Genomic DNA, 25,115 nt, shown 5'->3' with positions numbered 1-25,115 from the left:
TCTTCGTACCCGCCCCTGCACAAAGTTCAAGAGAACTCTTGCGCGGTGTTCAAGTGCGCCCGTAGAGTCCTCTCCATCGGGACTTGAACTAAGTGCAAGCCCCTGAACGGGAGGTCCCCCATGTCCGCGCTCGCCGCCCTCGCCCCCCTGGCCGCCCCCGCCCAGCTCACGGTCGCCGCCGCCTTCCTGAGCATCCCGCTGCTCCGCCACCGCTTCGGGCCCGCCGCCAAGACCGCGGCGGTCGCCGAACTGCGCCGGCAGGGCGTGCGGCCCGAGGTGCTGGAGGAGAACCGGCTGCGGTTCGACGCGAGCGGGCACGAGTGGTGGGCCCCCGGGGCCTTCGCTGCGGCGATGATCGCGGCGGCCGTCCTCAACCTGGCGGGAAACTCCTGGGGGACCCCGCTGACCTGGGCCTTCTCCTCCGTGGCGCTGCTCGCGAACGTGGCGATCCTGCAGAGCCAGCTCGGCGCCGTGAAGTCCGTACGGGCGGCCTTCCGGCGCAAGGGGGACGCCGAGCTGCTCCGGATCGACGTGCGCGCGTTCCTGACGGCGGCCGAGGGCGCCTTCCCGGCCTGGACCCGGGTGCTGCAGAACGTCCGGCACACGGTCGTCTTCGCCGGCTCGGCCCTGGCGCTGACGGCGGCGGCGCTGGTCTGAGCGCGCGCCGCCGGGGGCCGGGGGCTTGGGCGGGGCCGTGGGTGACCCGCAGGCGGGCCTTGCGGGCCATCTGCGGGCCTGGTTTGGCCCTGGGGGGCTCAGGCGTGGGCGGCGAGCTCCTTGGCGGCCTCGGTGAGGTCCTTGGCGGTGTCGATGGCCCGCCAGTAGGCCCCCTGGGGCAGCGGGAAGCCCGCCAGCCGCCGCTCGCGGGCGAGCCGGGGGAAGGTGGTGCGCTCGTGGTCGCCGAGGTCGGGCAGCAGCTCCGTGAAGGCGGCGGAGAAGACGTACACGCCCGCGTTGATGAGGTACGGGGACGGCGGCGACTCGATGAAGTCGGTGATGTGGCCGAAGGCGTCGGTCTCGACGGCGCCCCAGGGGATGCGGGGGCGGGCCAGGGCGAGGGTCGCGGTGGCGTCGCGCTCCTCGTGGAACTCGGCCATCTCGCGCAGCGAGAAGCGGGTCCAGATGTCGCCGTTGGTGGCGTACCAGGGCCGGTCGGGCTCGGGGAGGTGGGCGGCGGCGTACTTGAGGCCGCCGCCGCGGCCGAGCGGCTCCGTCTCGACGACCGTGGTCACCTTGAGGGGCAGCACGGCGCTGTCCAGCCACTCCTGGAGCACCTCGGCCAGGTGCCCGCAGGAGACGACGACGTCCGTCACTCCCTCGGCGGCGAGCCAGGAAAGCTGATGGCCGATGATCGGGGTCCCGGTGCCCGGGATCTCGACCATCGGCTTGGGGCGGTCGTCGGTGTACGGGCGCAGCCGCGAGCCCTGGCCGCCCGCCAGGACCACGGCCTGCGTCGGGGAGGTATGCATACCGGGAACGATATGCGCACCGGCGGTGCCGGACCCCATTCAGCCCGCGTGCATGACGCCGGTCGCGAAGGAGGTGTCGCAGACCGGGCGGGAGAAGGACTGGGCGCGCGCGGGGCCGTAGTGGCGCACGGCGGCGGCGCCGAGGGAGCGGGCGATGGACATGCAGTGCTTGGCGAGGGACGGGCGGTTCTCGACCTCGCGCTGGAGGTGGGTGAGGGCCGTTCCGGGATCCTTCTCCTGAAGCTCTGCGAGGAGCTGGTCGCGCAGAATATCCTGCGGTGCGCGGGACTTGGCGCGGGTGGAGACGTCCGTGGACGAGGCCAGCAGCTCGGTCCCGGAGTCGCGTCCGGCCCACGGCACGGCGGACACCGCGAGCGTGCCGGAAAGCACCAGGACGACGGGCAGGACGAGGGCGAGAGAGCGGCCGATTCGGCGGGCAGTGTGCGTCACGCAGGCGAGCGTAGCGGCCGGTAGTGATATGGCGACATTTAGTCACTCTCGCGGGGGATGGTTCGAAGTGTCTTTTCGAATTCCGTGTTGACGGTGGTGGGGTGCCGGGGGCCTGATTGCCCAGTTCTGCCGGGGTTTTCGCCGACTCCGGGTTTCATGCCTCCTGTACGCGAACGGCCCCGCCCCCGCAAGCGGGGAAGGGGCCGTCGGGATGCGCGGCCGGGTGGGCCGGGCGCGCCGGGGTGCGCCCGGCGCGTACCGGAGCCGGTCGGTCGGTCAGCCGGTCAGCCGATCAGTCGGTGAGCCGGTCAGTCGGTGAGGCGCTCGCCGGTCGAGGTCGAGAAGACGTGGAGCTCGTCGGGGCGGGGCACGACCTGGAGGGTGGAGCCCTTCGCCGGGACGTCGCGGCCGCCGACGCGGACGACCACGTCCTTGTCCTCGCCGCCGACGCGGGTGGAGCCGTAGACGAAGCCGTCGGAGCCGAGCTCCTCGACGACGTTGACGGTCACGGCGAGGCCGTCCTTGCTGGTGGCGCTCTGCACGTCGAAGTGCTCGGGGCGGACGCCGACGGTGACCGTGGTGTCGCCCTTGGCGGAGGCGGCGGCGATGGCGTCACGCGAGACCGGGACGACGCTGTTGCCGAACTTCACGCCGCCGTCGGTGATCGGGACCTCGATCAGGTTCATGGCGGGGGAGCCGATGAAGCCGGCGACGAAGAGGTTGGCGGGCTTGTCGTACATGGTGCGGGGGGTGTCGACCTGCTGGAGCAGCCCGTCCTTGAGGACGGCGACGCGGTCGCCCATGGTGAGCGCCTCGGTCTGGTCGTGGGTCACGTACACCGTGGTGATGCCGAGCCGGCGCTGGAGGCTGGCGATCTGCGTACGGGTCGAGACGCGGAGCTTGGCGTCCAGGTTGGACAGCGGCTCGTCCATGAGGAAGACCTGCGGCTCACGCACGATCGCGCGGCCCATGGCGACGCGCTGGCGCTGACCGCCGGAGAGCGCCTTCGGCTTGCGGTCGAGGTACTCGGTGAGGTCGAGGATCTTCGCGGCCTCTTCGACCTTGGTGCGGATCTCGCTCTTGTTGACGCCGGCGATCTTGAGGGCGAAGCCCATGTTGTCGGCGACGGTCATGTGCGGGTAGAGCGCGTAGTTCTGGAACACCATGGCGATGTCCCGGTCCTTCGGGGGCAGGTGCGTGACGTCGCGGTCGCCGATGCGGATGGCGCCGGTGGTGACGTCCTCCAGGCCGGCGAGCATGCGCAGCGAGGTCGACTTGCCACAGCCGGAGGGGCCGACGAGAACGAGGAACTCGCCGTCGGCGATCTCGATCTCCAGCTCGTTGACGGAGGGCTTTTCGGCGCCGGGGTAGACCAGGGTCGCCTTGTCGTAGGTGACGGAAGCCATGGTGATGTGTCCCTTCACCGGCAGGAACGTGCCGGACGATCCGAGTAAAGGAGGGGTTGAGGTCTAGTCCACCTGGGTGAACCGCAAGTGACGCTACCCGCCCCCACCCGATCTGTCAGCACCCCCGGCCCACGAGATTCCCGCCCCCGCCCCGGCGCCGGTTCGTTACACTGCACGGGCTGCCTCCTTAGCTCAGCTGGCCAGAGCACCGCTCTTGTAAAGCGGGGGTCGTCGGTTCGAACCCGACAGGGGGCTCCAGGTAAAGGGCCAGCACAGGGGGCGGTTTCCCCGGTGCCGGCCCTTTCGCATGATCACGGGCTTGCCATCCGCGTGCCGGAAGGATCGGGAGCGCTGCCCTTGATGAGACCCGTCGCTACGGACCTGGCGGATCATCTCGCCGAGCCTGCCCGCGATGTGCTGATCACGGTCGCTCGTCACGTACTGGTAGATCAGTGCGGCCCGGGCGGTGCTGTGCCCCATCCGCGTCATGAGGTCCCGGGTGCTGGAGTCGGCGCTGGAGGCCAGGGTGTTGCCCGTGTGCCGGAGATCGTGGAGGTGCACGGTGCGGGCGACACCGGCCTTGTCCCGGGCGGCGATCCAGTCGTCCCGGAAGTTGCCCCGCAACAGCAGGCCACCGCGCGGGCCCTGGAAGCGGTGGCCGTCCCGCCCGCCAGCGGACAGGGCCCTGGCCTACAAACCGATCGCTCTCAGAGGGCAGCGCGGTAAGACTTTCTCTACTTCATCAAGGCACCCGCCGCGCACAGCGCGGCGCGCGCGGCCCGTCGCCCGGGCCTGCGCTCCTGTCTGACGCCCCGCTCCAGCCCGGCCGCCGCCCGCACGCCTGACAGCTCGGGTTGATGGGTGGCGAACTACACCATGCGGCCGAGGACGTACGCGGATGCGGCTCAAGATGATGCCTCCGGTGGGGGCGCTCCGGCTCCGGGATGGCGGGGGCGCCGTATGTGGATGCCGGCCGGTGGGGTGCGGCGATGGGAGCAGGGGACCCCGCGTGTTCATGGGCTCGCTGTGTCACCGGAGGGGTCAGCTGGGCACCGTAAACAATTGAGACTCCAGCCTAGGAATTGCACCCTTTGCTTTTTCTAGGTTCTGTTCTCGCGTGACCTGCAAGTTGCGGTGAACGATATCGTGAACGTGGTCGACTATCTCTCCGAACCTTGTACCGTCAGCATCGCTCTTGAAATTTGGAGGTGTCAATTTCATCTGAAGGGTTGATACCCCATCTACCACCACCGGCCGCTTCACGGTCAGCCTGTCTCGCAGCATCCGAAGGGCTCTATCTCCCGAGACCAGTGCGGCGACTTCAGGAATGTCCCAATGGATCCCTTGGAGCGCTAGATCGGCTCGCCTCATATGCGTGATATCCCATGCGGCGCCCCAAGTATTCTCCAGAACTCGTTTCTCGTTGCCTGGCTTTAGGAGCATTTCCACGTATCCGCTCGCGCTGCCGTCGGGGAATAGAAAGTCGCAGGCAATTTGAAATTCATACATGCCCACAAAGCCGAGATCTCTGTCCAATCCGTGTATGTATTCAGACAGAAGCCTTAGCTTGCGCTGCACATTAGCTCCACGGGACTGTCGATACAGCAGCTGAAGATTTAGCGCGAGCGCGTACGACAGAGTCTGAAGTTGGGACTCTTTCTCGGGCATTCCGACGGTGAAGGCGTCCGTGGCTCGAACCGCCTGCGCTGGCACTCCGTCGCGGTTCATCAGGTCCATCAGGGCTTCTGAATCCAGGCTAAGCACGGTATTGACCGCCCGGATTATCTTCCTTGCCCTGTGGCGGTCCACCGGAGCGGTAAACCGTCCCCAGCAGTTCTCTGCGACCCCAAGAGTGAAGTCGACATGCATCGGTCCGATTAGGGTGCGGAGCGTCAACAACCCTTCCAGCTGTCTCCGCATCGTTGAGCTATGTGGTCTACCTGCTCCGTAGAACCAGCGCTCGATACTGACGATCACGTCTGAGTCGAGCATGAAAACCGTTGGATCCATTCCCGAGGCGATCTGCAGCACCTTGTAGACCGCTTCGCCCGGGTTCGCAAGCGGCGCGATCGCACTGGCCTCGTCAAGTGTTGTGGCGCGAACTCGCCCGTGTGCGAGCGCCGAGTACCTTTCTCCAAAGTCCGGAGGGTCGAACCTCAGCAAGCCGACTCCTGCAATGAATTCAACGATGCCAGTTCTGGCGACTGCCTTTTTCCAGTGCGAGTTAGCTGACGACAAATCCACCTCGTCAACAATTCCGATACCGCTGCGAGAAATGAATGCCCGATCGCCGATTACCGTCATTCTCGCGTCCTGGCGATGGGAAATCACAAGGTGTGACGGAGTGGAATCTTTTGTGAGTTCGAATCCATGCGCTTCTGCGTACAGCTTAGTGGCGGATTCGGCACGCCTGTGGCGTGAGGGGAGGTTGTGCACGAACGCGGCAATATCAAGCAGCATTACTGGCTCGCCGGAGGGCCTTAATCCGGTCAGGTGGTGAATCTGGCCCGTATTCGCACCTTGCGCGAAGGGTACGTCTGCCGGGTCGAATCTCACGCGCGGGGCGGCGCATTCTGGATGCGTGAGGAATATCCCCAATCCGTCATCTTGCTTAACCAATTGAACTGCGAGAAGGACGTCATGATGGATCTCAATGTCACTTTCGCAGCCTGCGCACGTTAGGTCGACGCCCTCAAATTTCTTCAGAGTAGGCTTGAGGGACTTCAAGACCTCTTTGCTCAAGCCGTCGGGAAGCCACCATTTAATCCGAATGGAACCATTTGGATTCACGAACTCTTCCCCTCTGGCTCCCAGAGCCAGTCCTAGTCCTCGAGCGGAATCGAGGGTTTCAGGTTTGATGGTAATGTCAGAATCGGTGCGCCCGCAGAGGATTTCCGACACGATGGGGTGTTTCTAGCCGGGTTGCGGCGCCAGAGATGACGGGCGTGCGCGCCCAAGGCCCGGGGTGGGGGCGCTGTAGTCGGAGCATCGACCAGAAGGCGGCACGGGGGTTGGCCGGCCGGCTTATGACGTAAGGCGAGCGTCTGAGCGGAAGCTTTGGCGGGACGTGCTGCAGCGGGTGAGCCGCGGGCGGTTCGCACGACGGCGCGGACGGGCCAGTGAGCCGGACTGAGACACGCCTTGGCGGGTCACCGTCTCTGGGTAACGTCACGGCTGGCGTGAACGTGCAGCCAATCTGGATGGCGAGGCCGCGTTCAGCGCCGATTACCTGGTCTACCCAAGACGGTCAGCTTGGATGGGTCGAGCGGCCCTGCACGCTGCCGGAGTACCAGCGATCCGGTCTGGCCTCGGCTGGCCTCGCGGTGCTGCGGATTGAGCACCCACGCCTATCGTGGTACCCCCTGGGTGGGCACCTCCGCGATTCCAAGGGATTCTGGGCAGCGGTAGGGGCCGACCTGCCCGGCGGTATCAACGGCGCAGGCTCTGTGCCCACATCACTGCCTGGTGAGGTTCAGCGGCGCCTTCGCGAGATGCGGCCTATTCGTGGACCGGCGAGGGGCGGCCAGGAGCTCTTAGGTCGCTGACCTGCGCAGATTCTTCAGACGCACGCGGCCTCCGGAGCCGTTTGTTGAAAAGCCCCGGGTTTCGGGCCCGGGGCTTGGCGGTGCCTGGAAGGGTGCGACAGCTAACCGAAGGCTGCCGCTGGCAACCGCAGGCCCTCGCCTTCCTCGTGTGTGAACGGATCAAATGCCGTAAGGCGGTGGCCGCGGCTCACCGCGATGCGGAGCACGTTCTGCAATGCGCCCGCGAGGTCGACGGTCAGGAGGCGGAGGTCGTCCGGTTCCGTCCGGGCCTCGCCGAGTTCTCCGTTGCGTGCTCCAGGAGCTCTGTCCCAGCGGCCAGTTGGGCAGCCTCAGTGTTGTCAGCCAGGCGGGATAGGGGGCCGCCATGCTCATCGGTGCTCAAGAAGCAGGGCTTGCCATCGGGGGTCGATCAGGGGAGGAGGCGGAGTTCGTTGTGGTGGATCATCCTTCCGGTTTCCTCTCTGTCGTCGTGTGGTCGGTGGTGAAGTCGGCCTCGGTGCGGTCGCCGGGGAGAGTTAGGAGAGTCGCCTCGATGACCCGGCCCGTCGTGTCCGTCGCCACGCGGGTGATCGCGAGAACCGGGATAGTCGGGCTGATTCGTAGTGTCGCCGTTTCCGGAGGTGTCGGGAGGCGGACGTGGACGAGCTTCTTGACTACACCGACCAGGGGCGGCCCGTGGAGACGGTGGACATCGTCGTGCCCGCAGCTCTTTGCGAGATCGTCTACGAGGTTCCCGTCAATCGCTAGCTCGGCCCGTGCCTTCCTGGCGTCCGCTGGACGTGGTCAAGTGGAGTGAGGGGTTCGAAGGGTCTGATTTCCAGGCGCGTGGAACGGTGGTCGCCGCGTACGATCCGCGGATGTCCACAGAAGAATCCGAGGCCGTCTGGTCCCTGCATGGGTACAGCAAGGCAGATGAGTTCCTGTGTACCGAGTTCCGTATCAGTCGCGAGCAGGTTCTGCGGCTTCGAGAGGTGATCAAGCCGGACTTGGACGACCCCTGGATGCTCCTCTGCTATCCCGTGCCCGTCGAGGTGTGGACGGAAGTGGACGCGATCTTGCATTGCGGGCCGGCTGATCCCGAACTGGACTACCTGACAGGCTCCTACGCGGCCGAGTGAGCGGATCGCTCCGCGGTACAGCAACGGCGTACCGCAACCGCAGTGACCGCCTCTGTCAGCTACCGCTCCTCCCCCTGTAGCGGCCGATATGACCCCCACTGGACGATCCGGCTAGAGCAATGGGCCAGGTGTTGTCACCGGTTCACCGCTCCGCCTTTCGTAGGTGGGCGTAGCCCTCCAGGTCTTGCTTGATGGCCATGGCGTCTTCAACGCGGATACACCACCAACGGACGGGACAAGGCTGCGCGCGGTCGGCGCTGGCAGGGCACTCTTGGCCATCGGCGGAGCCTGGCCGTCGGTTAGGTCCCAGGCTTGACCTGGGCCGCCCCCGGACAGAGCCAGGGATGCAGCTGCACTACAGAGCTGGACACCTCGGAAGCCGACCGCGCGCAGCCGGACTCGAGTCGGGGGCGCTGACACCGGGGTGAGGGAGCCGGTGCCCGTGCCACATCCGTGCCAGATCGGGCGGGGACTCGCGGGGAACGAGAGGTGTCGGCGGGGTCCTCGCCCGAGCTCAGCGGCCTGTACTGGTGCGCAGGTCGGCCCCGCTCCGGGCCTCCCGCTCCTGTAAAGCGGGGGTCGTCGGTTCGAACCCGACAGGGGGCTCCAGGTGGGACACGTGAAGACCCTCGGCCGGTTCTGGTCAGGGGTCTTCGGCGTTCGTGGGTGCGTCGACGGGACGGCAGGGGCGGGTGGCGTGGCTGTTCTTCGGGGGGCTTCTACCCTGGTCGGGTGATCGAGGACCGTTTCGTCGTGCGTGTGGGAGGCCCCGGGGCGCGGGCGGCTTCGCTGCTCTTCTCCGGGGTGGAGAGGCCGTTCGGGGACGACCCCGTGCTCGACTTTCTGGTGACGGCCCGCGGGCGGTGGGGCGGTGTGGAGACCCTGGTGCGGACGTGGGACGGTGACGGGCTCGATGCCTTTCTCGCCTCGCTGGCCGAGGACTTCCGGGGCTGGGACGGGGCACGTGTCTGGCGCTCGCTGGAGCGGGATCTGACGCTCTCGGCGGAGCACCGGTCGGGTGGCTATGTGCATCTGACGTGGGGGCTCCACGACCGCCCGCCGGCTGCGGAGTGGCATTTCGAGACCACCACCGTGCACGCGGCGGGTGAGGAGATGCGCGACCTCGCCGGGGAGTTCCGTGCGTTCCTCGGGGGCGGCGCGGACTGGTAGCGCGGGCACTCCCGCGGTCGTAATTCCCTCGGGAATCACGGGAGTCGAGGGGTAGCTTCGGGCCGTGGTGTCGGGTGCCGGGTGCGGAGGGGCTGAGTGGGAGAGGGCATGGACGCGTTCCGGGAGGCCGTGGTCGGGTGGGCTGCCGGTGGGGGCGGGGACGGTCTCGCGCGGGAGTGCGTCGGGCGGGTCGCTCGGGACGTGGGGGTGCGGGGGGTCGTGCTCGTCGAGGGGGACAGTGATGTCCGGGCCGTCGAGGCCGTGGCGCGGCGGGGTGGGTGGGATCTCGGGGGCGGCGGGGTGTGCGTCGTGCCGATGGGCGGGGCCATGAGCGTCGGGCGGTTCGTGGGGGTGCTGGGGCCCGAGGGGCTGGGGGTGCCGTTGTTCGGGCTCTGTGACGAGCGGGAGCGGGGGTATTTCGAGCGCGCCTGGGAGCGGGGCGGGGTGCCCGGGCGGGATGTCTTCGTCTGCTCCGCCGACCTTGAGGACGAGTTCGTGCGGGTGCTCGGGGTCGAGCGCGTCGTCCAGGTGGTGCGGGAGGAAGGGGAGGGGCGGGCGTTGCGGACGTTTCTGCGGCAGCCCGATCAGCAGGGGCGCGACCCGGGGCAGCAGCTCCGGCGGTTCTTCGGGACCAAGAAGGGGCGCAAGATCCGCTACGGGCAGGTGCTCGTCGAGGCCCTCGGGGCCGGGCAGCCGCTGCCCGGCCCGCTCCTCGGGCTGTTCGACGCGCTCCCCGTCAGCGCCCGCTGAGGCGGTTCGCCCAGGTCGCCACCGGGTCCGTGTGCGCCGTGCGGCCCGCCGACTCGCGCCGGTCCGCGCCGCGGAACGCCGCGTACATCGTCTGCACACCCACCCACCGCAGCGGCTCGGGCTCCCACTTGCGGACCTTGTGGTTCACCCAGGGGAGCGTCGTCAGCGGGGTGGGGCCCGACGGCGTCGAGTCCTGCTGGATCAGGTCGCGCAGGGTGCGCGCCGCCAGGTTCGTCGTCGCCACGCCCGAGCCCACGTAACCGCCCGCCCAGCCCAGGCCCGTCGAGCGGTCCAGCGTCACCGTCGCGCACCAGTCGCGTGGCACGCCCAGCACCCCGGACCAGGCGTGGTCGATCCGTACGCCCGCGAGCTGCGGGAAGAAGCGAACCAGGATCTCGCGCAGCGCCTCGATCGTCCGCGCCTGGGTCCGGCCGTCGTTGTCCGTCTTCGAGCCGAAGCGGTACGGGACGCCCCGGCCGCCCAGCGCGATCCGCCCGTCCGCCGTGCGCTGCGCGTACATGTAGGCGTGCGCCATGTCGCCGAGGGTCTCCAGGCCGTTCCAGCCGATCGACTCCCACTGCGCCTCGGTCAGCGGCTCGGTCGCCACCATCGAGGAGTTCATCGGCAGCCAGGTGCGCCGCTGGCCCGCGAGCGAGGCGGTGAAGCCCTCCGTGCAGCGCAGCACATAGGGCGCGCGGACCGTCCCGTACGGCGTGACCGCGTGCTTCGGGCGGATCTCGGTCACCGGCGTCGACTCGTGGATCGTCACCCCGAGCGCCTCCACCGCGTCCGCCAGCCCCTTCACCAGCTTCACCGGGTGCAGGCGCGCCCCGTGCGGGGTCCAGCTCGAACCGACGGCCCCCGCGATCCGCACGCGCCCGGCGGTCTCCCGGGCCCCGTACAGCTCCCGGTCCCTCTCGCCGAAGGCGAGCTCGGCCGCGTGGAACTCCTTCAGGCGGGCCAGCTGCGCGGGGGTCGTCGCGACCTCCAGGACGCCGCCGCGGTGCAGGTCGGCGTCGATGCCCTCGGCGGCGCACACGTCGATCACCTCGCCGACCGTCTCGTTCATCGCGTGCTGGAGCCGGACGGCGGCCTCGTGGCCGTGCAGCTTCGCGTAGCGGTCGCGGCCGGCGATGCCGTTGTAGAGCCAGCCGCCGTTGCGGCCGGAGGCCCCGTAGCCGCAGAACTTCGCCTCCAGGACGACGACGTTCAGGAAGGGCGCCGCCTTCTTGAGGTAGTAGGCGGTCCACAGACCCGTGTACCCGCCGCCGACCACGCAGACGTCGGCCGTGAGGTCGCCGGGCAGCGGTTCGCGCGGCGCGGCCGCGCCCTCCCGCGCGTACCAGAACGAGATGCCGCCGTTGATCGTGCTCATGTCTATCCCTCTTCCGGGTCCGTGCGCGGGAGGCTACAGGGGCCCTTGGTCCCCTGGATACGGGCCTTTCGCGGCCTCCCGCCCGGCGCGCCGCCGCCTACGTTCGAAGCTGCGGATTCCGTCGTGTGCCCCCCGTCGTGGAAGGACCTCGCCATGCGCGTACGCAAGACCCGGCGGGCGGTGGCCGCCGCGCTGACCGTCGCCGTCATCGGCCTTGCGGGGACGGCCTGTTCGCAGGATTCCCCGACCGCCGCGACCGAGATCACGGTGCACGCCGCCGACCACACGGACGTGCTGGGCACGCTGCCCGCCGCCGTGGACGGCCCCCGGATCGTGGTCGGGCAGCCCAAGGCCCCGCACACCGTGACGGTTTTCGTCGACCCGCGCTGCAGCTACTGCGCCACGTTCGAGGCCGCGTCCGGCAAGGTCCTCGCGGAGCGGGCCGCGGCCGGCGACGTGAAGATCGAGTACGTGATCGCCTCCTTCCTCGACTCCCGCACCAGCGGTACGGGCTCCGCCGACGCGGCCAACGCGCTGCGCGCGGCGGCGGACGGCGCCCCGGGCGCCTTCGCGACCTTCCAGGCGCACCTCTTCGCGAGCCAGCCCACCGACGAGGGCGGCGACGGGTTCTCCACCGACCACCTCCTGAAGATCGCCGACCAGGTGCCCGGCCTGCGCGGCCCCGCCTTCGACAAGGCCGTCCGGGACAAGACGCACAAGGACTGGGTGAAGTCCGCCCAGCGCGCCTTCGAGGAGTCCGGCGTCGGCGGCACCCCCACCGTCCTCGTCGACGGCAAGCCGCTCCCCGCCGGCAACGGCCTCTACGACGCCGGGCAGTTCTCGGAGGCGCTGCGCGACGCGGGTGTCTAAGCTCGGCGCGTGAGCCGTCACCCCCACGTACACCCCGACCCCCACGCACACCCCCACCCCCACCCCCGCGCCCCGATCCACGTCCCGGCCGAACTCGCCGCCTCCCAGGCCAAGTACAACGGGGAAGCGGGCCGCGCGTTCATCGCCGCGCTGCCCGCTCGCGCGGAGGAGTTCCTGGCGCGCTGGGACCTCGCCCTCACCGGCCCCTCGATGCACGGCGTGGCCTCGCTCGTGCTGCCTGTCCGGCGGCCCGACGGCACGCCCGCCGTCCTCAAGCTCCAGCTCCTCGACGAGGAGAGCGAGGGCGAGCCGGTGGGGCTGCGGATCTGGGCCGGACGCGGCTCCGTGCGGCTGCTCGACCACGACCCGGATACGGGCACGATGCTCCTCGAACGGGCCGACGAGACCCGCCACCTCTCGACCCACCCGGACCACCGCGAGGCCGTCCGGATCCTCGCCGACCTGCTGGCCGGCCTCAGCTCCCACCCCGCCCCGCCCGGACTGCGCACGCTCTCCGCGATCGCCGGCCGGATGGTCGCCGACGCGCCCGCCGCCGCGGACCGGCTCGGCGCCGACGACGCCCGCCTGCTGCGGGACTGCGCGGCGGCCGTACGGGAGGTCCTGCCCGAGCCCGGCGACCGGCTGCTCCACTGGGACCTGCACTACGACAACATCCTGGCCGCCGAGCGCGAGCCCTGGCTGGCCATCGACCCCAAGCCGCTGGCCGGCGACCCCGGCTTCGACCTGCTCCCGGCCCTCACCGACCTGTGGAACCCGGACCCGGCCGAGACGCTGTGGCGCTTCGACCTGCTGACCGAGCGGCTGGGGCTCGACCGGGGGCGGGCCCGCGCCTGGACGCTGGGGCGGGTGCTGCAGAACGGCCTGTGGGACGTCGAGGACGGCGAACCGGCCCTCGACCCCGATCAGGTGTCCATCGCCCGGACGCTGCTGTCGCGCGGGGCCTGATCCGGTGCACCCTGGGCCCATGATCCGAAACGCCACCCCCGCCGACGTACCCGTCATCCACCGCCTGGTCCGCGAGCTCGCGGAGTACGAGAAGGCCCTCCACGAGGCCCGCGCCACCGAGGAGCAGCTCCACGAGGCCCTGTTCGGGGAGCGCCCCGCCGCGTACGCGCACATCGCCGAGACGGCGGACGGCGAGGTCGCCGGCTTCGCGCTCTGGTTCCTCAACTTCTCCACCTGGCGCGGCGTCCACGGCATCTACCTGGAGGACCTGTACGTCCGCCCCGAGGTACGCGGCGGCGGCCACGGCAAGGCCCTCCTGACCGAACTGGCCCGCATCTGCGTGGAGCGCGGCTACGAGCGGCTGGAGTGGTCGGTCCTGAACTGGAACGCCCCCTCGATCGCCTTCTACGAGTCCCTGGGCGCCCGCCCGCAGGACGAGTGGACGGTGTACCGGCTGACCGACGGGGCGCTGCGGGAGCTGGGTGGGGGCGGGGTGTAGGAAGGGGGCATGGACACGGATATGGACATGGGTATTCAGCAGCGGTTCGCGCGGATCACCGGCTTCATCGAGGCGCGGCTCACGCCGCTCTTCGACCCCGAGAACGGCAGTGACCACGGCTTCGGCATGGACGACACCTCCCGGGCGCTGCGCGCGCTGCGGTACAGCGTGCAGGCCGCGTCGGCGGTCAACGGGCTGGTGGAGAAGCGGGAGACCGAGCCCGCGCTGCGGCAGGTCGTGGACCAGGCGCTGGAGCACAACTGGGACGTGCTGCGCTCCATCGCGCGGATGTGGGAGGACCACCCCGAGTTCCTCAAGGAGTTCAAGGGGCACTCCTGGGACGTGCTCGGGGTCTGAGGGGCCTTACGGGATCAGGACCACCTTTCCCGTCGTCCCCCGGGTCTCCAGGGCGCGGTGCGCCCTCGCCGCCTCCGCCAGGGGGAAGCGGTGGACGGCGGGGCGCAGGGTGCCCTTCGTGGCGGCCTCCAGGGCGGCGAGTTCGAGGTTGCGGACGTCGCCGCCCGCCTTCTGGATCATGACGGGGCCCAGGACGCTCTCCGAGGTGATGCCCCGCGCGGCCTGCTCCTCCGGCGTGTACGTGAGTGGTTCGCCGTCGTGGACGCCCTGGCCCGACCAGCCGAAGACCACGTGCTTGCCGCCCGCGCCCAGCAGGTCCACGGCCGCGCGGCCCGTGGCGCCGCCCACCGAGTCGAACACGACCGTCGCCGCCCGCCCCGCCAACTGCGCGCGGACCCGCTCCGGCCAGTCGGGGAGCGTGTAGTCGACGGCCACGTCGGCGCCGTTCTCGCGGACCTTGGCGACCTTCTCCGGTCCGCCCGCGAGCCCGACGACGGTCGCGCCCGCGTTCTTCGCGTACTGCACGAGCAGCGTGCCGATGCCGCCCGCCGCGGCCGGGACGATCGCGACCGACTCCGGGCCGAGCTCCGTGAACTGGAGGATGCCCAGCGTCGTGCGGCCCGTGCCGATCATGGCCACGGCCTCCGCCTCGCCCAGGTGGTCAGCGAGTTCGTGGAGCCGGGCGGCCTCGGTGACGGTGAGTTCGGCGTAGCCGCCGGGGGCCATGCCGATGTGGGCGACGACCCGCTTGCCGAGCCACGCCGGGTCGGTGCCCGCGCCGACCGCGTCGACGGTGCCGGCGACCTCGCGGCCCGGCACCGTCGGCAGCTCGACGGGTGCGGGGAACGGGCCCGGCATCCCCTCGCGCAGCGCCGTGTCGAGGAGGTGCACGCCGGCCGCCGCGACCTTGATCCGGACCTGGCCGGGGCCGGGCACCGGGTCGGGGACGCTCTCGTACGTCAGGTTCTCGGCGGGGCCGTGGGTGTGGAGGCGGATGGCGTGCATGGGGTTCCTCTGTTCGTCGCTTGTCCGGAGCCTGTTGGGTGCCTGATCGGTGCCTGATCGGTGCCTGATGTGCCTGATCGGTGTCTGATCAGTGCGTGCTCGGCGCGTACGTGGCGCGTACGCGGTGCGTGCTCGTGTACACCCAGGCTCCGACCTCAAGCGCGCTTGAGGTCAAGCGGTCGGTGCCCGCGCGTGCCGCGCAGGGCCAGCGACACCGCCTCCACGGCGCTCGTGAACGACACCTCCGCCAGCACCCCCGGCGCCGCCACCTGGTCGCCCGCCAGGTACACGCCGTCGCCCCGGTCGACGGCCGGCCGGTCGCGCCAGGTGGTCCCCGGGCGGTCCACCGCGCCCGTACGCCCGTTGGAGAGCGCCTCGCGCCGCCACACCGTCCGCTCGCGCCAGCCCGCGAAGCCCAGGTCCAGGAGGCGTTCCACGTGCGCCACGCCGTCCGCCTTCGACTCGCCGGGCGCGATCGGCAGCTGCGCCTGGATGAGTTGCTGCCCGTCGGGGGCGAGGCTCGGGTCCTGGGTGGTGAAGCGTTCCACCCAGCCGGGCGCGTCCAGGTCGGAGATCGCGAACGGGTCGCCCTTGCGGGTGCGCAGCGCCAGGTCGTACAGGACGGTGCGCCCCGACTCCCAGGACAGCGACGGGTCGTCGAGCAGCCGGGCCGCCGCGGCGAGCGTGGTGGCGACGACGACGGGGCCGCCGTCGGTGGGCGGCGTGTCGATCCGCGACCCGGTCTCGATCCGTACGCCCAGGTCCCGGGCGCGGGCCGCCATGCGGTCGATCAGCCGGCCCCAGCCGCCCTTGACGAAGGTCGCCTCCGGCGGGATCGACGCGGCCCGGTGCAGCCGCTCCTGCACGAAGCGGGCCGACAGGGCGCCGGGGTCGTGGTGGTAGAGCGCGACGCCGCTGTACGCGGCGGCGGCACGGGCCGCGGGCTCTCCGACGAGGCCGCTCGCCCAGGTGAGGAAGTCGATGTCCACCGGGGCCTGTTCGCCGGTACGGAAGGACTGCCGCAGCAGGCCCAGCGGGGGCGTGCGGCGCAGGGCGCCCCGGTGGTGGAAGCGGAGCTTGGCCGCCTGCAGGGCCGGCAGCGGGGCGAGCTCGCCGAGGAGTCCGCGCTGCTTGAGCCAGGTCCGGTGCGGGCCTCCGGAGTAGAGGGCGTGCGGGCCGTCGTTGGTGAGGTAGGGGCCGTCCGCGGTGCGGGCCCGGCCGCCGAGGGTGTGGTGCGCCTCGTGCAGGGTGACCTCGGCGCCCGCCTCGGCGGCGGTGATCGCCGCGGTGAGGCCGGCGAAGCCGCCGCCTATGACGGTGATCTTCCGTGTGCTGCCCATCGTCCGCTCCCTCGTCCGCCCGGCCCGGTGTCGGGTCTCACGAAGGGGACGGGCGGCGGGGGCGGGTTCGTGACATCGGCGCGGGGGGTGTTGTCAGTGGCGTCCGTCACGATGGGACGCATGACGCGCAAGACGGTGAGGAAAGTGGCGAAGGTCCGGAAGCCGGAGGTGCGGCTGCCGCCGCTGGCGCCCTTCGGCGGGGCCGGTCTCGCCCCCGACGGGGACTATGACGGGCTGGAGTTCGAGGAGCTCGACCTCACCGGCCAGGACGGCGCGGGGGCGCGGTTCCTGGACTGCGCGCTGAGAGGCTGCGCGCTGGACGAGACGCGGCTGAGATCGGCCCGCTTCCTCGACTCGGTGCTCGAAGGCGTACGGGGGGTGGGCACCGACCTCGCCGGGGCGCAGCTGCGGGACGTCGAGCTGGTGGACGCCCGGCTGGGCGGCACGCAGCTGCACGGCGCGGTCCTTGAGCGGGTGTGGGTGCGGGGCGGGAAGATCGACTATCTGAATCTGCGCAGCGCCGAGCTGCGCGACGTGCTCTTCGAGGGCTGTGTGCTGAGCGAGCCGGACTTCGGGGGCGCGAAGCTGGAGCGGGTGGAGTTCCGGGACTGCGTGGTGACCGGCGTGGAGCTCAGCCGGGCGACGCTGAAGGACGTGGACCTGCGCACGGCCCAGCGGGTGGAGATCGCCCGCGGGGTGGACTCCCTGGCGGGGGCCGTGATCTCCACGGGCCAGCTCATGGACCTGGCGCCGGTGTTCGCGGCGCAGCTGGGGGTGCGGGTGGAGGACTGATGCCCGGGGCGCGGGCGGCGTCTGGGCCCCGGGTCCGACGCCCGGGTCCGACGCCCGGGTCCGACGCCCGGGTCCGACGGCCGGGCCCGGCCGCCGGGCCCGGCCCCCGCCCCGTACACCCACGCCCTACGACACGCGCGGGAACTTCGCCTGGAGGGACCAGACCGCCGGGTTGTCGGCCAGGCCCTCGTGCATGTCCGTGAGGTCGGCGATCAGATCGTGGAGGAAGTCGCGGGCCTCGCGGCGCAGGGCCGCGTGGTTGAAGGTGAGCGGCGGTTCGTCGCCCGGCATCCAGTCGGCCTCGACGTCCACCCAGCCGAAGCGGCGCTCGAACAGCATCCGGTCCGAGGACTCGGTGAAGTCGAGCTCCGCGTACTGCGGCTGCGCGGCCCGGCTGCCGCGCGGGTCGCGGTCGAGCTGCTCGACGATGTCGCACAGCGCCCACGCGAAGTCGAGCACCGGCACCCACCCCCAGGCGGTGGACACCTCCTGGTCCTTCTCCGTGTCCGCGAGGTAGACGTCACCGCAGAACAGGTCGTGCCGCAGGGCGTGGACGTCCGCGTGGCGGTAGTCCGTCTGCGGCGGGTCGGGGAAGCGACGGGAGAGCGAGTAGCCGATGTCGAGCACGGGGAGATGGTGTCATGCCCGCGCGGAGCGGTGCACCGCCCGCGCCACCCGGGGCCCCAGCCAGCGCTTGAGGCGGCGCAGCGGCTCCAGCGACCCGGCGGCCCGGTCCAGGCGGTAGTAGAGCTGCGGCGGGATGTGCGGGAGCAGCGGGGAGTGCCGCTGGCCGAGCAGGGCGAACATCACGGCCGGCTCCAGCGCCATGTACCGCGGCAGGTTCTCGTACCACTGGGCGCTGTAGCGGGCCGCGCTCTGCGCCGAGACGAGCTCCGCGCGGCGCCGCTTGCCGTACGTGGTGAGGGCGGTGTCCAGGTCGCCGCCCGCGCGCAGGGCGGCGGCGAGCCCGAGGGCGTCCTCCAGGGCCAGGGTGGTGCCCGCGCCGATCGAGTAGTGCGTGGTGTGGGCGGCGTCGCCGAGCAGGACGAGCCGGCCGTGGTGCCAGGTGCGGGCGGTCAGCGTGCGGAAGGTCAGCCACTGGGCGGTGCCGTCCGGGTGCTCGCGGCCGATCAGCGGCTCGCCGTCGAGGAGGTCGGCGAAGAGCTTCTCCAGCAGGTTCAGGCTGTCCGCCTCGTTCATCCGGTCCAGCCCGAGGCCGGTCCAGGTGGCGGGGGAGCACTCCACGACGCAGGTGGAGCGCTCGCCGCTGAAGCCGTACGCGTAGCACCAGATCCAGCCGTGCTCGGTCTCCTTGAAGGCGAAGCTGAAGGAGTCGAAGACCTTGGTGGTGCCGAGCCAGATGTACTGGTTGCGCCCGCTGGTCAGCTCGGCGCCGAAGCGGTCGGCGTACGCCTCGCGGAGCGCGCTGTGCACGCCGTCGGCGGCCACGACCAGGTCGGAGCCGGCGAGCTCGGGGGCGTCCGGGCCGCCGATGCCGTGCTCGAACTCGACGCGGACGCCGAGCGCGCGGGCCCGGTCGGCGAGCAGGTTCAGCATCCGGCGGCGGCCGATGCCGAAGCCCGCGTCGCCGTGGTGGGTGGTCCGCTCGTCGCGGACGATGGCGACGCCGTCGGTCCAGGTGACGGACGCGTCGGCGATCGCGTCGGCGGACTCGGGGTCGCCCGCGCGCAGCTTGTCGAGCAGCCCCGCCCAGTAGGTGACGCCCCAGCCGTACGTGGAGCCGGCCGGGTTCCGCTCGTACACGGTGATCTCGTGGGCAGGGTCCTGGCGCTTCATCAGGATCGAGAAGTACAGACCGGCGGGCCCGCCGCCGACGACGGTGATCTTCACGTGCGCTCCCACGAGGACATGACGCTGTGCGCTGGAATGGCAACGCAGGGTAGCAGCGCGAGGCTCGCCCCCGCGCGAAGCTCGCCTCCCGCCCGGCGCCGCGCCGCGCCCCGCGCGGCCACGCCCGCCCGGCGCGCCCCGCTACGGCAGCAGCCGCTGCTCCTTCGCCACCGCCACCGCGCCCGCGCGCGTGTCGACGCCGAGCTTCGCGTAGATGCGGCCCAGGTGGGTCTTGACCGTCGCCTCGCTGATGAACAGCGCGCGGGCGATCTCCCGGTTGCCGAGGCCGTGCGCGAGCTGCCCGAGGATGTCCCGCTCCCGGTCGGTGAGCGTCGGGCCCGCCGCGCCCCGCATCCGGTCCATCACCCGGCTGGCGACCGGCGGCGACAGCGTCGTGCGGCCCTGCGCGGCCGAGTGGATCGCGGCGAACAGCTCCTCGGGCCGCTCGGCCTTCAGCAGGTAGCCGGTGGCGCCCGCCTCGATGGCCCGGGTGATGTCCGCGTCCGTGTCGTACGTGGTGAGGACCAGCACGTGGACGCCGGAGCCCGCCCCGGAGATCCGCCGGGTCGCCTCCACGCCGTCGATGCCCGGCCCGAGCTGGAGGTCCATCAGGACGACGTCGGGGCGCAGGTGCTGGGCCATCGCCACGGCCTCCTCGCCGCTGCCCGCCTCCCCGACCACCTCGATGTCGGGGGCGCTGCCCAGCAAGGCGAGCAGTCCGGCGCGGACCACCGCGTGGTCGTCGCAGAGCAGGATCCGTACGGTCACTCGCCTGCCTCCAGGGGGTGTGAGAGGGGGATCGCGGCCGAGAGCACGGTGCCCTCGCCGGGGGCGGACTCGATCGTCAGCGTGCCGCCGAGCTGCCCGACCCGCACCCGCATCGCGGGCAGCCCGTGGCCCCGGACGCCGCCGTCCGGGCGGGCCGGCGCCGGGTCGAAGCCGCGCCCGTCGTCGGCGACGTCCAGCACCACCTGGTCGTCGAGGTAGCTGAGGGTCAGCGCCGCCGCGCTCGCGTCCGCGTGCTCGCGGATGTTGGCGAGGGCGCCCTGCGCGATCCGCAGCAGCGCCGACTGGACCCGGTCCGGCAGCGCGACTGGTGTCCCGTCCACCCGGAACGCGGCCGACTCGCGCGTCGCGAGCCCGCGCAGCGCCTCTTCGAGCCCGCCGCCCTCGGCGAGGTCCGCCGGGGCCAGGTCGTGCACGAAGCGGCGGGCCTCGGCGAGGTTCCGCTCCGCGATCGACTGGGCGGTGCGGACGTGCCGGCGGGCGGTGGCCGGGTCGCCGTCCCAGGTGCGGTCGGCGGCCTGGAGCAGCATCTGCTGGCTGGACAGGCCCTGCGCCAGGGTGTCGTGGATCTCCATCGAGAGCCGCTGCCGCTCCGCGAGGGTGCCCTCGCGCCGCTCGGTCGCGGCCAGCTCGCGGCGGGTGCGGATCAGGTCGTCGATCAGCGCCCGCTGCCGGTCCGCCTGCCGCTCGGCGTGCACGAACACGGCGGTCGCGATGGCGGCGACGGCGGGCGGGGCGATCACCAGGTTCGGGTCCCAGCCGCCGTGCGAGAGCTTCACCTGGGCGGTCACCACGAAGGCGGTGAGCAGCGTGACCAGGCCGAGGGCGGCCTTGGGCGGCAGGGTGCGCAGGCCCGTGTAGAACAGCGGCACCGCGCACCAGGCGAAGCTCGGCGCCAGCACCACGAGGACCATCCACACGGCGACGACCGTGCCCAGCCAGGCGATCCGCCGGGGTGTGGCGCGGGTGCCGAGGACGGGCCCGAGGAGGTAGAGCGAGGCGAGCGCGCCGGACAGCGCGACGATCCAGGGGCTGCGGTCCTCCCAGGGGTGGCGCAGCAGGAAGCGGGCGAGGGAGGCGCCGAGCAGCAGGAAGAAGGCGATGTGCATGACCCGCGCCAGCCAGCGGGCGTCCGGGTCGCGCTCCATCATCCACCTCAAGCATCGAGTCAAGCCGTTGACCTGGTACTACGCATCCATCCTGGCCCAAGGGGACCAGGGTGGCATCAACCGATCGGCTGACGGGCCTGTCCTCCAGTGTGCGTGCCGGGCCGAGCCGGAACGTGGACCGAACGGCCCGGATTCCGGGCGGAGGATCGATGCAGAGCGAACGGAACACGGAACACCGACACCGGCCGCCGCCCTCGACTTCCAGGAGCCCGCCATGAAGAAGAAGATCCTCCTCGGCACCACCGCCGCCGCCGTCATCGCCGCCGGCACCTTCGGCGCCGTCTCCGCCAGCGCCTCCGCCCCGCAGGCCGCGCCCGCCGCCGCCGCGGCGAAGAAGGGCGACGCGGACCGCGGCAACCTGCGCCAGGACACCCACCTGACGATCGCCGCCGCCACCAAGGCCGCGCAGGCGACCCTGAAGGCCGCCGAGAAGGAGAACCAGCGGGTCTCCGTCGCCGTCGTCGACCGCAACGGCAACACGATCGTCACCCTGCGCGGCGACGGCGCCGGCCCGCAGTCCTACGAGTCGGCCGAGCGCAAGGCGTTCACCGCCGTCTCCTGGAACGCCCCGACCTCCGTCCTCGCGGGCCGCCTTGCCCAGACGCCGAACCTGAAGGACATCCCGGGCACCCTCTTCCTCGCGGGCGGCGCTCCCGTCGCCGCGAACGGCGCCCCGATCGCGGGCATCGGCGTGGCCGGCGCCCCCTCGGGCGACCTGGACGAGAAGTTCGCCCAGGCTGGTGTGGCCGCGCTCAACGACTGACCCGGCCCCGGCCCCTGGCCCTCGGCCGGCCCCGTACGCGGATCAGCGGCACCCGGACCCCCCGCCGGGCGCCGCTGATCCGTCACGTACGGGGCCGGCCGGCCGGCCGTACGCACGCGCGTACGTAAGCCTGTTCATCTGGTGCGCCGGTTCACCGCGTACGCCCGTCCCCCGCGTGTGCGCCCGTTCACCTTGTACGACTGTTTACCTCGTACGCCTCTTTACGTTCGTACGTCTGTTTAGGATCGGTTCGTGAACGCGCGCGTCCGAACCGGAGCCCTGGCCCTCACCGCGGCCCTCGCCCTGCTCGCCGCCGGCTGCTCCGGCGGCGGGACCGGCGGGGTGCGGGGCACGCCCGGCGCGGCCGGGCTGCGCGACCCGTACTTCCCCCGGCTCGGCAACGGCGGCTACGACGTCGGCCACTACGGCCTCACCCTCGCCTACGACCCGGCCACCGGCCGCCTCGACGGGCGCGCGGAGATCACCGCGAAGGCCACCCAGGACCTCAGCGCCTTCAACCTCGACCTCGCCGGGCTCACCGTCCGCGACGCCACCGTCGACGGCGCGCCCGCCTCCGTCAACCGCGCCGGGAACGAGCTGACCCTGCGCCCGCGCGACGACATCGACAAGGGCGCCGAGTTCCGCGCCGTCGTCACCTACGACGGGGTCCCGGAGACGATCACGGACCCGGACGGCTCGAAGGAGGGCTGGCTCAAGACCTCCGACGGGGCCGTCGCGGTCGGCGAGCCGACCGGCTCCATGGCCTGGTTCCCCGGCAACCACCACCCCTCCGACAAGGCCGCCTACGACGTCACGGTCACCGTCCCCGCCGGGCTCAAGGCCGTCTCCAACGGCGTGCTGACCTCGGAGAAGACCACCGCCGACGGGCGCACCACCTCCGTCTGGCACTCCCCGGAGCCGATGGCCAGCTATCTCGCGACCCTGGCGATCGGGCGGTACGACACGACGACCGGGACCGCGCTCGGCAAGGTCCCCGTGCTCACCGCCGCCGACCCCGAGGTCGCCGCGAAGAGCGCCGCGCTGCGCGCGAAGCTGCCGGACATCCTGAAGTGGGAGACGGAACGGTTCGGCCCGTACCCGTTCTCGGCGACCGGCGCGATCGTCGAACGGGACGGCGACGTCGGCTACGCCCTGGAGACCCAGGGCCGCCCGATCTTCCCCTTCGGCTCCTTCAACACCCCGACCCTCGTCCACGAGATGGCCCACCAGTGGTACGGGAACTCCGTCACGCCGGCGTCCTGGAAGGACATCTGGCTGAACGAGGGCTTCGCGACCTACGCGGAGTGGCTGTACGACGAGGACTTCGAGGACACGCCCGCGCAGAAGAGCTTCGAGGGGGCCTTCGCCGACGAGGACGCGTGGGCCTTCCCGCCCGCCGCGCCGCCCACCGCCGACGACCTGTTCGCCTCGCCGGTCTACCAGCGGGGCGCGATGGTGCTGCACAAGGTCCGGCAGGCGGTCGGCGACGAGAAGTTCTTCGAGATCCTCAAGGGCTGGCCGGCGAAGTACCGGCACGCCACCGCCACCACCGAGGACTTCACGCGGTACGCGGAGTCCGTCGCCGGGCGCGATCTGAGCGGGGTGTGGGACGTGTGGCTGTACGGGAAGGGGAAGCCCGACGCGCCCTGAGCGGCCCGCGCCGGGCGGGCTCAGAGCCGCTTGCGCAGGACCAGGCACGGCCGGCCGTGCGCCAGGTCCGGGCGGCGCGCGGTCTCCTCGTACCCGAGGGACGTCCAGAAGGCCAGCGCCCGGGGGTTGTTCTCCAGCACGGCGAGCCGCAGCCCGGTGCGCCCGGCCGCGCGGAAGCGGTCCTCCACGTACCCGGCGAGCCGCCGCCCGTGCCCGGCCCGCTGCTCCTCGGCGTGGACCATCAGCAGGCCCAGCCACGGGTCCGGGTCGGCCGGGTCGGGGTGGCGGGCGAGGGTGACGGCGATGCCGACGAGCCGCCCCCCGGAGCGGGCCAGCAGCACCTCGGCGGACGGCTCCGCGAGCTCGTCGGCGAGGGCGGCGGCGACCTGCTCGGGCCGGATGTCGTCGGGGTCCGGGAAGTCGCCGCTGAGCTGCTGGAAGGCGTGGTTCGAGGCGTACAGCGCGGTGAGTTCGGTGAGCAGCGGGCCGGGGAGGTCGCGCGGGTCCTTGGCGGCCAGGGGTTCGACGATCACGCGGCAAGCGTAGAGCCCCCACGCTCTGGGGCATGGGGGCTCCGGGTCACGCCGGGGCGGCGGATCAGATGTTCACGCCGAAGTCGCGGGCGATGCCCTCCAGGCCGGAGGCGTAGCCCTGGCCGACGGCGCGGAACTTCCACTCGGCGCCGTTGCGGTAGAGCTCGCCGAAGACCATGGCGGTCTCGGTGGCGGCGTCCTCGGAGAGGTCGTAGCGCGCGAGCTCGGCGCCGCCCGCCTGGTTGACGATGCGGATGTACGCGTTGCGCACCTGGCCGAAGTTCTGCGAGCGGTTGACCGCGTCGTAGATGGAGACCGGGAAGACGATCTTGTCGACACCGGCCGGGAGGCCCGCCAGGTTGACGTTGATCTGCTCGTCGTCGCCGCCGCCCTCGCCGGTGCGGTTGTCACCGGTGTGGACGATGGTCTGGTCCGGGGTGGACTTGTTGTTGAAGAAGACGAAGTGCGCGTCGGAGGCGACCTTGCCCGCGCCGTCGACGCCGATCGCCGAGGCGTCGAGGTCGAAGTCCGTGCCGGTGGTCGTGCGGACGTCCCAGCCGAGGCCCACGGTGACGGCGGTGAGGCCCGGGGCCTCCTTGGTCAGGGAGACGTTGCCGCCCTTGGAGAGGCTTACAGCCATGGGGAGTCCCTTTCATCGCGGTGTGTTCACCCCCGATAACGCGCGGCGGGGCGCGCCGGTTCCAGCCCCGGGGTGCGATCCGGGGTGATCCCGGGGCGATCCCGGGCGTAATCGGGGTGACGCGCGGGCCCGCGGCGGCGAACAATGGACGGCATGTCCGGTCCCTATCCCATCCGCGGCTCCGTCTCGCTGCCCGAGGCCGAGCTCCAGTGGCGTTTCTCGCGGTCGTCGGGGCCGGGCGGCCAGCACGTCAACACCAGCGACTCGCAGGTGGAGCTCCGCTTCGACCTCGCCGCGACCGAGGCGCTGCCCGCCGTCTGGAAGGCCCGCGCGCTCGAACGGCTCGCGAACCGCCTGGTGAACGGCGTCGTCACGGTCCGCGCCTCGGAGCACCGCTCCCAGTGGCGCAACCGCGAGACCGCCGCCGTCCGCCTCGCCGCGCTGCTCGCCGAGGCCACCGCCCCGCCGCCGAAGCCGCGCCGCCCGACCCGGATCCCGCGCGGGATCAACGAGCGCCGGCTGCGCGAGAAGAAGCAGCGCTCGGACACCAAGCGGGGGCGGCAGGGGCGCGACTGGTAGCCCGGGCCGCGCGCGGCCACCGGCCCGCCGGC

General features: G+C 71.5%; 26 protein-coding genes and 2 tRNA genes. 14 read left to right on the top strand and 14 right to left on the bottom strand.

The annotated features are described in order from the left end of the window. Nucleotides 1–120: 120 nt before the first annotated feature. Nucleotides 121–657, top strand: a complete 537-nt coding sequence (locus AB0C99_RS31160; protein WP_362482228.1) for a hypothetical protein — start codon at nt 121–123, stop codon at nt 655–657. Nucleotides 658–755: 98 nt separating this feature from the next. Here AB0C99_RS31160 and AB0C99_RS31155 read toward each other — a convergent pair whose 3' ends face one another. From AB0C99_RS31155 to ugpC, 3 genes are all read right to left on the bottom strand, one after another. Next, nucleotides 756–1,469 carry a nucleotidyltransferase family protein gene (locus tag AB0C99_RS31155; RefSeq protein WP_362482225.1) on the bottom strand — a complete coding sequence of 238 codons (714 nt, stop codon included), beginning with the start codon at nt 1,467–1,469 and terminating at the stop codon, nt 756–758. Nucleotides 1,470–1,508: 39 nt separating this feature from the next. After that, complete coding sequence (locus AB0C99_RS31150; protein WP_362482222.1) at nt 1,509–1,919, bottom strand: hypothetical protein; 411 nt, start codon at nt 1,917–1,919, stop codon at nt 1,509–1,511. Between the two features lie 308 nt (nt 1,920–2,227). Beyond that, nucleotides 2,228–3,325: a sn-glycerol-3-phosphate ABC transporter ATP-binding protein UgpC gene (gene ugpC, locus AB0C99_RS31145; protein WP_362482219.1), complete on the bottom strand. Its 1,098-nt coding sequence runs from the start codon at nt 3,323–3,325 to the stop codon at nt 2,228–2,230. A 181-nt stretch (nt 3,326–3,506) separates the two neighbouring features. Between ugpC and AB0C99_RS31140 the strand changes: the two genes are divergently transcribed. After that, nucleotides 3,507–3,583: transfer RNA gene (locus tag AB0C99_RS31140), tRNA-Thr, on the top strand. Nucleotides 3,584–4,366: 783 nt separating this feature from the next. Here AB0C99_RS31140 and AB0C99_RS31135 read toward each other — a convergent pair. Together AB0C99_RS31135 and AB0C99_RS31130 are read right to left on the bottom strand one after the other, a co-directional pair. Further along, nucleotides 4,367–6,226, bottom strand: a complete 1,860-nt coding sequence (locus AB0C99_RS31135; protein ID WP_362482216.1) for a hypothetical protein — start codon at nt 6,224–6,226, stop codon at nt 4,367–4,369. Between the two features lie 1,085 nt (nt 6,227–7,311). Further along, a complete protein-coding gene (locus AB0C99_RS31130; RefSeq protein ID WP_362482258.1) occupies nt 7,312–7,467 on the bottom strand; it encodes a hypothetical protein in 156 nt (51 codons plus the stop codon). Between the two features lie 260 nt (nt 7,468–7,727). On the opposite strand from AB0C99_RS31130, the gene AB0C99_RS31125 reads away from it, so the two are divergent. The 4 genes from AB0C99_RS31125 to AB0C99_RS31110 all read left to right on the top strand — a co-directional run bounded on the left by AB0C99_RS31125 (nt 7,728) and on the right by AB0C99_RS31110 (nt 9,908). Beyond that, complete coding sequence (locus tag AB0C99_RS31125) at nt 7,728–7,988, top strand: hypothetical protein (RefSeq protein ID WP_362482213.1); 261 nt, start codon at nt 7,728–7,730, stop codon at nt 7,986–7,988. Between the two features lie 511 nt (nt 7,989–8,499). After that, a tRNA-Thr gene (locus AB0C99_RS31120) sits at nt 8,500–8,597 on the top strand. Between the two features lie 123 nt (nt 8,598–8,720). After that, on the top strand, nt 8,721–9,158 hold the full coding sequence (locus tag AB0C99_RS31115) for a DUF6228 family protein (protein ID WP_362482210.1): 438 nt from the start codon (nt 8,721–8,723) through the stop codon (nt 9,156–9,158). 108 nt (nt 9,159–9,266) lie between these two features. After that, nucleotides 9,267–9,908, top strand: coding sequence for a TOPRIM nucleotidyl transferase/hydrolase domain-containing protein (locus AB0C99_RS31110; protein ID WP_362482207.1), 642 nt, complete (start codon nt 9,267–9,269; stop codon nt 9,906–9,908). Here AB0C99_RS31110 and AB0C99_RS31105 read toward each other — a convergent pair. Further along, a complete protein-coding gene (locus tag AB0C99_RS31105; protein ID WP_362482204.1) occupies nt 9,895–11,283 on the bottom strand; it encodes an FAD-binding oxidoreductase in 1,389 nt (462 codons plus the stop codon). The genes AB0C99_RS31110 and AB0C99_RS31105 overlap by 14 nt on opposite strands. 153 nt (nt 11,284–11,436) lie before the next feature. Between AB0C99_RS31105 and AB0C99_RS31100 the strand changes: the two genes are divergently transcribed. The 4 genes from AB0C99_RS31100 (at nt 11,437) to AB0C99_RS31085 (ending at nt 13,975) form a co-directional block, all read left to right on the top strand. Continuing rightward, nucleotides 11,437–12,153: a thioredoxin domain-containing protein gene (locus AB0C99_RS31100; protein ID WP_362482202.1), complete on the top strand. Its 717-nt coding sequence runs from the start codon at nt 11,437–11,439 to the stop codon at nt 12,151–12,153. Nucleotides 12,154–12,228: 75 nt separating this feature from the next. Next, a complete protein-coding gene (locus AB0C99_RS31095; protein WP_362482255.1) occupies nt 12,229–13,119 on the top strand; it encodes an aminoglycoside phosphotransferase family protein in 891 nt (296 codons plus the stop codon). 19 nt (nt 13,120–13,138) lie between these two features. Beyond that, on the top strand, nt 13,139–13,618 hold the full coding sequence (locus AB0C99_RS31090) for a GNAT family N-acetyltransferase (RefSeq protein ID WP_362482200.1): 480 nt from the start codon (nt 13,139–13,141) through the stop codon (nt 13,616–13,618). A gap of 9 nt (nt 13,619–13,627) precedes the next feature. Beyond that, on the top strand, nt 13,628–13,975 hold the full coding sequence (locus AB0C99_RS31085; RefSeq protein ID WP_362482198.1) for a hypothetical protein: 348 nt from the start codon (nt 13,628–13,630) through the stop codon (nt 13,973–13,975). Between the two features lie 6 nt (nt 13,976–13,981). Here the strand turns inward: AB0C99_RS31085 and AB0C99_RS31080 are convergent, their stop codons facing one another. Beyond that, a complete protein-coding gene (locus AB0C99_RS31080; protein ID WP_362482195.1) occupies nt 13,982–14,980 on the bottom strand; it encodes a zinc-binding dehydrogenase in 999 nt (332 codons plus the stop codon). 155 nt (nt 14,981–15,135) lie between these two features. Further along, a complete protein-coding gene (locus tag AB0C99_RS31075; protein WP_362482192.1) occupies nt 15,136–16,320 on the bottom strand; it encodes an FAD-dependent oxidoreductase in 1,185 nt (394 codons plus the stop codon). Between the two features lie 120 nt (nt 16,321–16,440). Between AB0C99_RS31075 and AB0C99_RS31070 the strand changes: the two genes are divergently transcribed. Beyond that, complete coding sequence (locus tag AB0C99_RS31070; RefSeq protein ID WP_362482189.1) at nt 16,441–17,112, top strand: pentapeptide repeat-containing protein; 672 nt, start codon at nt 16,441–16,443, stop codon at nt 17,110–17,112. A gap of 126 nt (nt 17,113–17,238) precedes the next feature. Here the strand turns inward: AB0C99_RS31070 and AB0C99_RS31065 are convergent, their stop codons facing one another. The 4 genes from AB0C99_RS31065 to AB0C99_RS31050 all read right to left on the bottom strand — a co-directional run bounded on the left by AB0C99_RS31065 (nt 17,239) and on the right by AB0C99_RS31050 (nt 20,900). Further along, a complete protein-coding gene (locus tag AB0C99_RS31065) occupies nt 17,239–17,739 on the bottom strand; it encodes a hypothetical protein (RefSeq protein ID WP_362482186.1) in 501 nt (166 codons plus the stop codon). A gap of 12 nt (nt 17,740–17,751) precedes the next feature. Next, nucleotides 17,752–18,963: an FAD-dependent monooxygenase gene (locus AB0C99_RS31060; RefSeq protein WP_362482184.1), complete on the bottom strand. Its 1,212-nt coding sequence runs from the start codon at nt 18,961–18,963 to the stop codon at nt 17,752–17,754. A gap of 141 nt (nt 18,964–19,104) precedes the next feature. Continuing rightward, nucleotides 19,105–19,731 carry a response regulator transcription factor gene (locus tag AB0C99_RS31055; protein ID WP_362482181.1) on the bottom strand — a complete coding sequence of 209 codons (627 nt, stop codon included), beginning with the start codon at nt 19,729–19,731 and terminating at the stop codon, nt 19,105–19,107. Further along, entirely contained in the window at nt 19,728–20,900 is a 1,173-nt protein-coding gene (locus tag AB0C99_RS31050) for a sensor histidine kinase (RefSeq protein WP_362482179.1), read from the bottom strand. Before AB0C99_RS31050 ends, AB0C99_RS31055 begins: the two co-directional genes overlap by 4 nt. 232 nt (nt 20,901–21,132) lie before the next feature. Between AB0C99_RS31050 and AB0C99_RS31045 the strand changes: the two genes are divergently transcribed. Then, nucleotides 21,133–21,681, top strand: coding sequence for a heme-binding protein (locus tag AB0C99_RS31045; protein ID WP_362482176.1), 549 nt, complete (start codon nt 21,133–21,135; stop codon nt 21,679–21,681). Between the two features lie 252 nt (nt 21,682–21,933). Further along, entirely contained in the window at nt 21,934–23,331 is a 1,398-nt protein-coding gene (locus tag AB0C99_RS31040; protein ID WP_362482173.1) for a M1 family metallopeptidase, read from the top strand. A 20-nt stretch (nt 23,332–23,351) separates the two neighbouring features. Here the strand turns inward: AB0C99_RS31040 and AB0C99_RS31035 are convergent, their stop codons facing one another. Together AB0C99_RS31035 and AB0C99_RS31030 are read right to left on the bottom strand one after the other, a co-directional pair. Further along, nucleotides 23,352–23,864, bottom strand: coding sequence for a GNAT family N-acetyltransferase (locus tag AB0C99_RS31035; protein WP_362482171.1), 513 nt, complete (start codon nt 23,862–23,864; stop codon nt 23,352–23,354). Between the two features lie 64 nt (nt 23,865–23,928). Further along, nucleotides 23,929–24,504 (bottom strand): TerD family protein, encoded by a 576-nt coding sequence (locus AB0C99_RS31030; RefSeq protein WP_362482168.1) that lies wholly within the window; start codon nt 24,502–24,504, stop codon nt 23,929–23,931. Nucleotides 24,505–24,648: 144 nt separating this feature from the next. Between AB0C99_RS31030 and arfB the strand changes: the two genes are divergently transcribed. After that, entirely contained in the window at nt 24,649–25,083 is a 435-nt protein-coding gene (arfB, locus tag AB0C99_RS31025; protein ID WP_362482165.1) for an alternative ribosome rescue aminoacyl-tRNA hydrolase ArfB, read from the top strand. The last annotated feature ends 32 nt before the right edge of the window (nt 25,084–25,115 follow it).

The organism is Streptomyces sp. NPDC048659 (assembly GCF_040650575.1).
Classification (GTDB): Bacteria; Actinomycetota; Actinomycetes; order Streptomycetales; family Streptomycetaceae; genus Streptomyces.
Note: the sequence above shows the minus strand (reverse complement) of the source record. Positions and strands in the feature narration are given on the sequence as shown.

Bases quoted from the DNA above. Each gene is read 5' to 3' on its own strand.
- AB0C99_RS31160 (WP_362482228.1), top strand. From the start codon at position 121: ATGTCCGCGCTCGCCGCCCTCGCCCCCCTGGCCGCCCCCGCCCAGCTC.
- AB0C99_RS31155 (WP_362482225.1), bottom strand. From the start codon at position 1,469: ATGCATACCTCCCCGACGCAGGCCGTGGTCCTGGCGGGCGGCCAGGGC.
- ugpC (WP_362482219.1), bottom strand. From the start codon at position 3,325: ATGGCTTCCGTCACCTACGACAAGGCGACCCTGGTCTACCCCGGCGCC.
- AB0C99_RS31125 (WP_362482213.1), top strand. From the start codon at position 7,728: ATGTCCACAGAAGAATCCGAGGCCGTCTGGTCCCTGCATGGGTACAGC.
- AB0C99_RS31110 (WP_362482207.1), top strand. From the start codon at position 9,267: ATGGACGCGTTCCGGGAGGCCGTGGTCGGGTGGGCTGCCGGTGGGGGC.
- AB0C99_RS31105 (WP_362482204.1), bottom strand. From the start codon at position 11,283: ATGAGCACGATCAACGGCGGCATCTCGTTCTGGTACGCGCGGGAGGGC.
- AB0C99_RS31100 (WP_362482202.1), top strand. From the start codon at position 11,437: ATGCGCGTACGCAAGACCCGGCGGGCGGTGGCCGCCGCGCTGACCGTC.
- AB0C99_RS31090 (WP_362482200.1), top strand. From the start codon at position 13,139: ATGATCCGAAACGCCACCCCCGCCGACGTACCCGTCATCCACCGCCTG.
- AB0C99_RS31085 (WP_362482198.1), top strand. From the start codon at position 13,628: ATGGACACGGATATGGACATGGGTATTCAGCAGCGGTTCGCGCGGATC.
- AB0C99_RS31080 (WP_362482195.1), bottom strand. From the start codon at position 14,980: ATGCACGCCATCCGCCTCCACACCCACGGCCCCGCCGAGAACCTGACG.
- AB0C99_RS31075 (WP_362482192.1), bottom strand. From the start codon at position 16,320: ATGGGCAGCACACGGAAGATCACCGTCATAGGCGGCGGCTTCGCCGGC.
- AB0C99_RS31070 (WP_362482189.1), top strand. From the start codon at position 16,441: ATGACGCGCAAGACGGTGAGGAAAGTGGCGAAGGTCCGGAAGCCGGAG.
- AB0C99_RS31050 (WP_362482179.1), bottom strand. From the start codon at position 20,900: ATGATGGAGCGCGACCCGGACGCCCGCTGGCTGGCGCGGGTCATGCAC.
- AB0C99_RS31045 (WP_362482176.1), top strand. From the start codon at position 21,133: ATGAAGAAGAAGATCCTCCTCGGCACCACCGCCGCCGCCGTCATCGCC.
- AB0C99_RS31030 (WP_362482168.1), bottom strand. From the start codon at position 24,504: ATGGCTGTAAGCCTCTCCAAGGGCGGCAACGTCTCCCTGACCAAGGAG.
- arfB (WP_362482165.1), top strand. From the start codon at position 24,649: ATGGACGGCATGTCCGGTCCCTATCCCATCCGCGGCTCCGTCTCGCTG.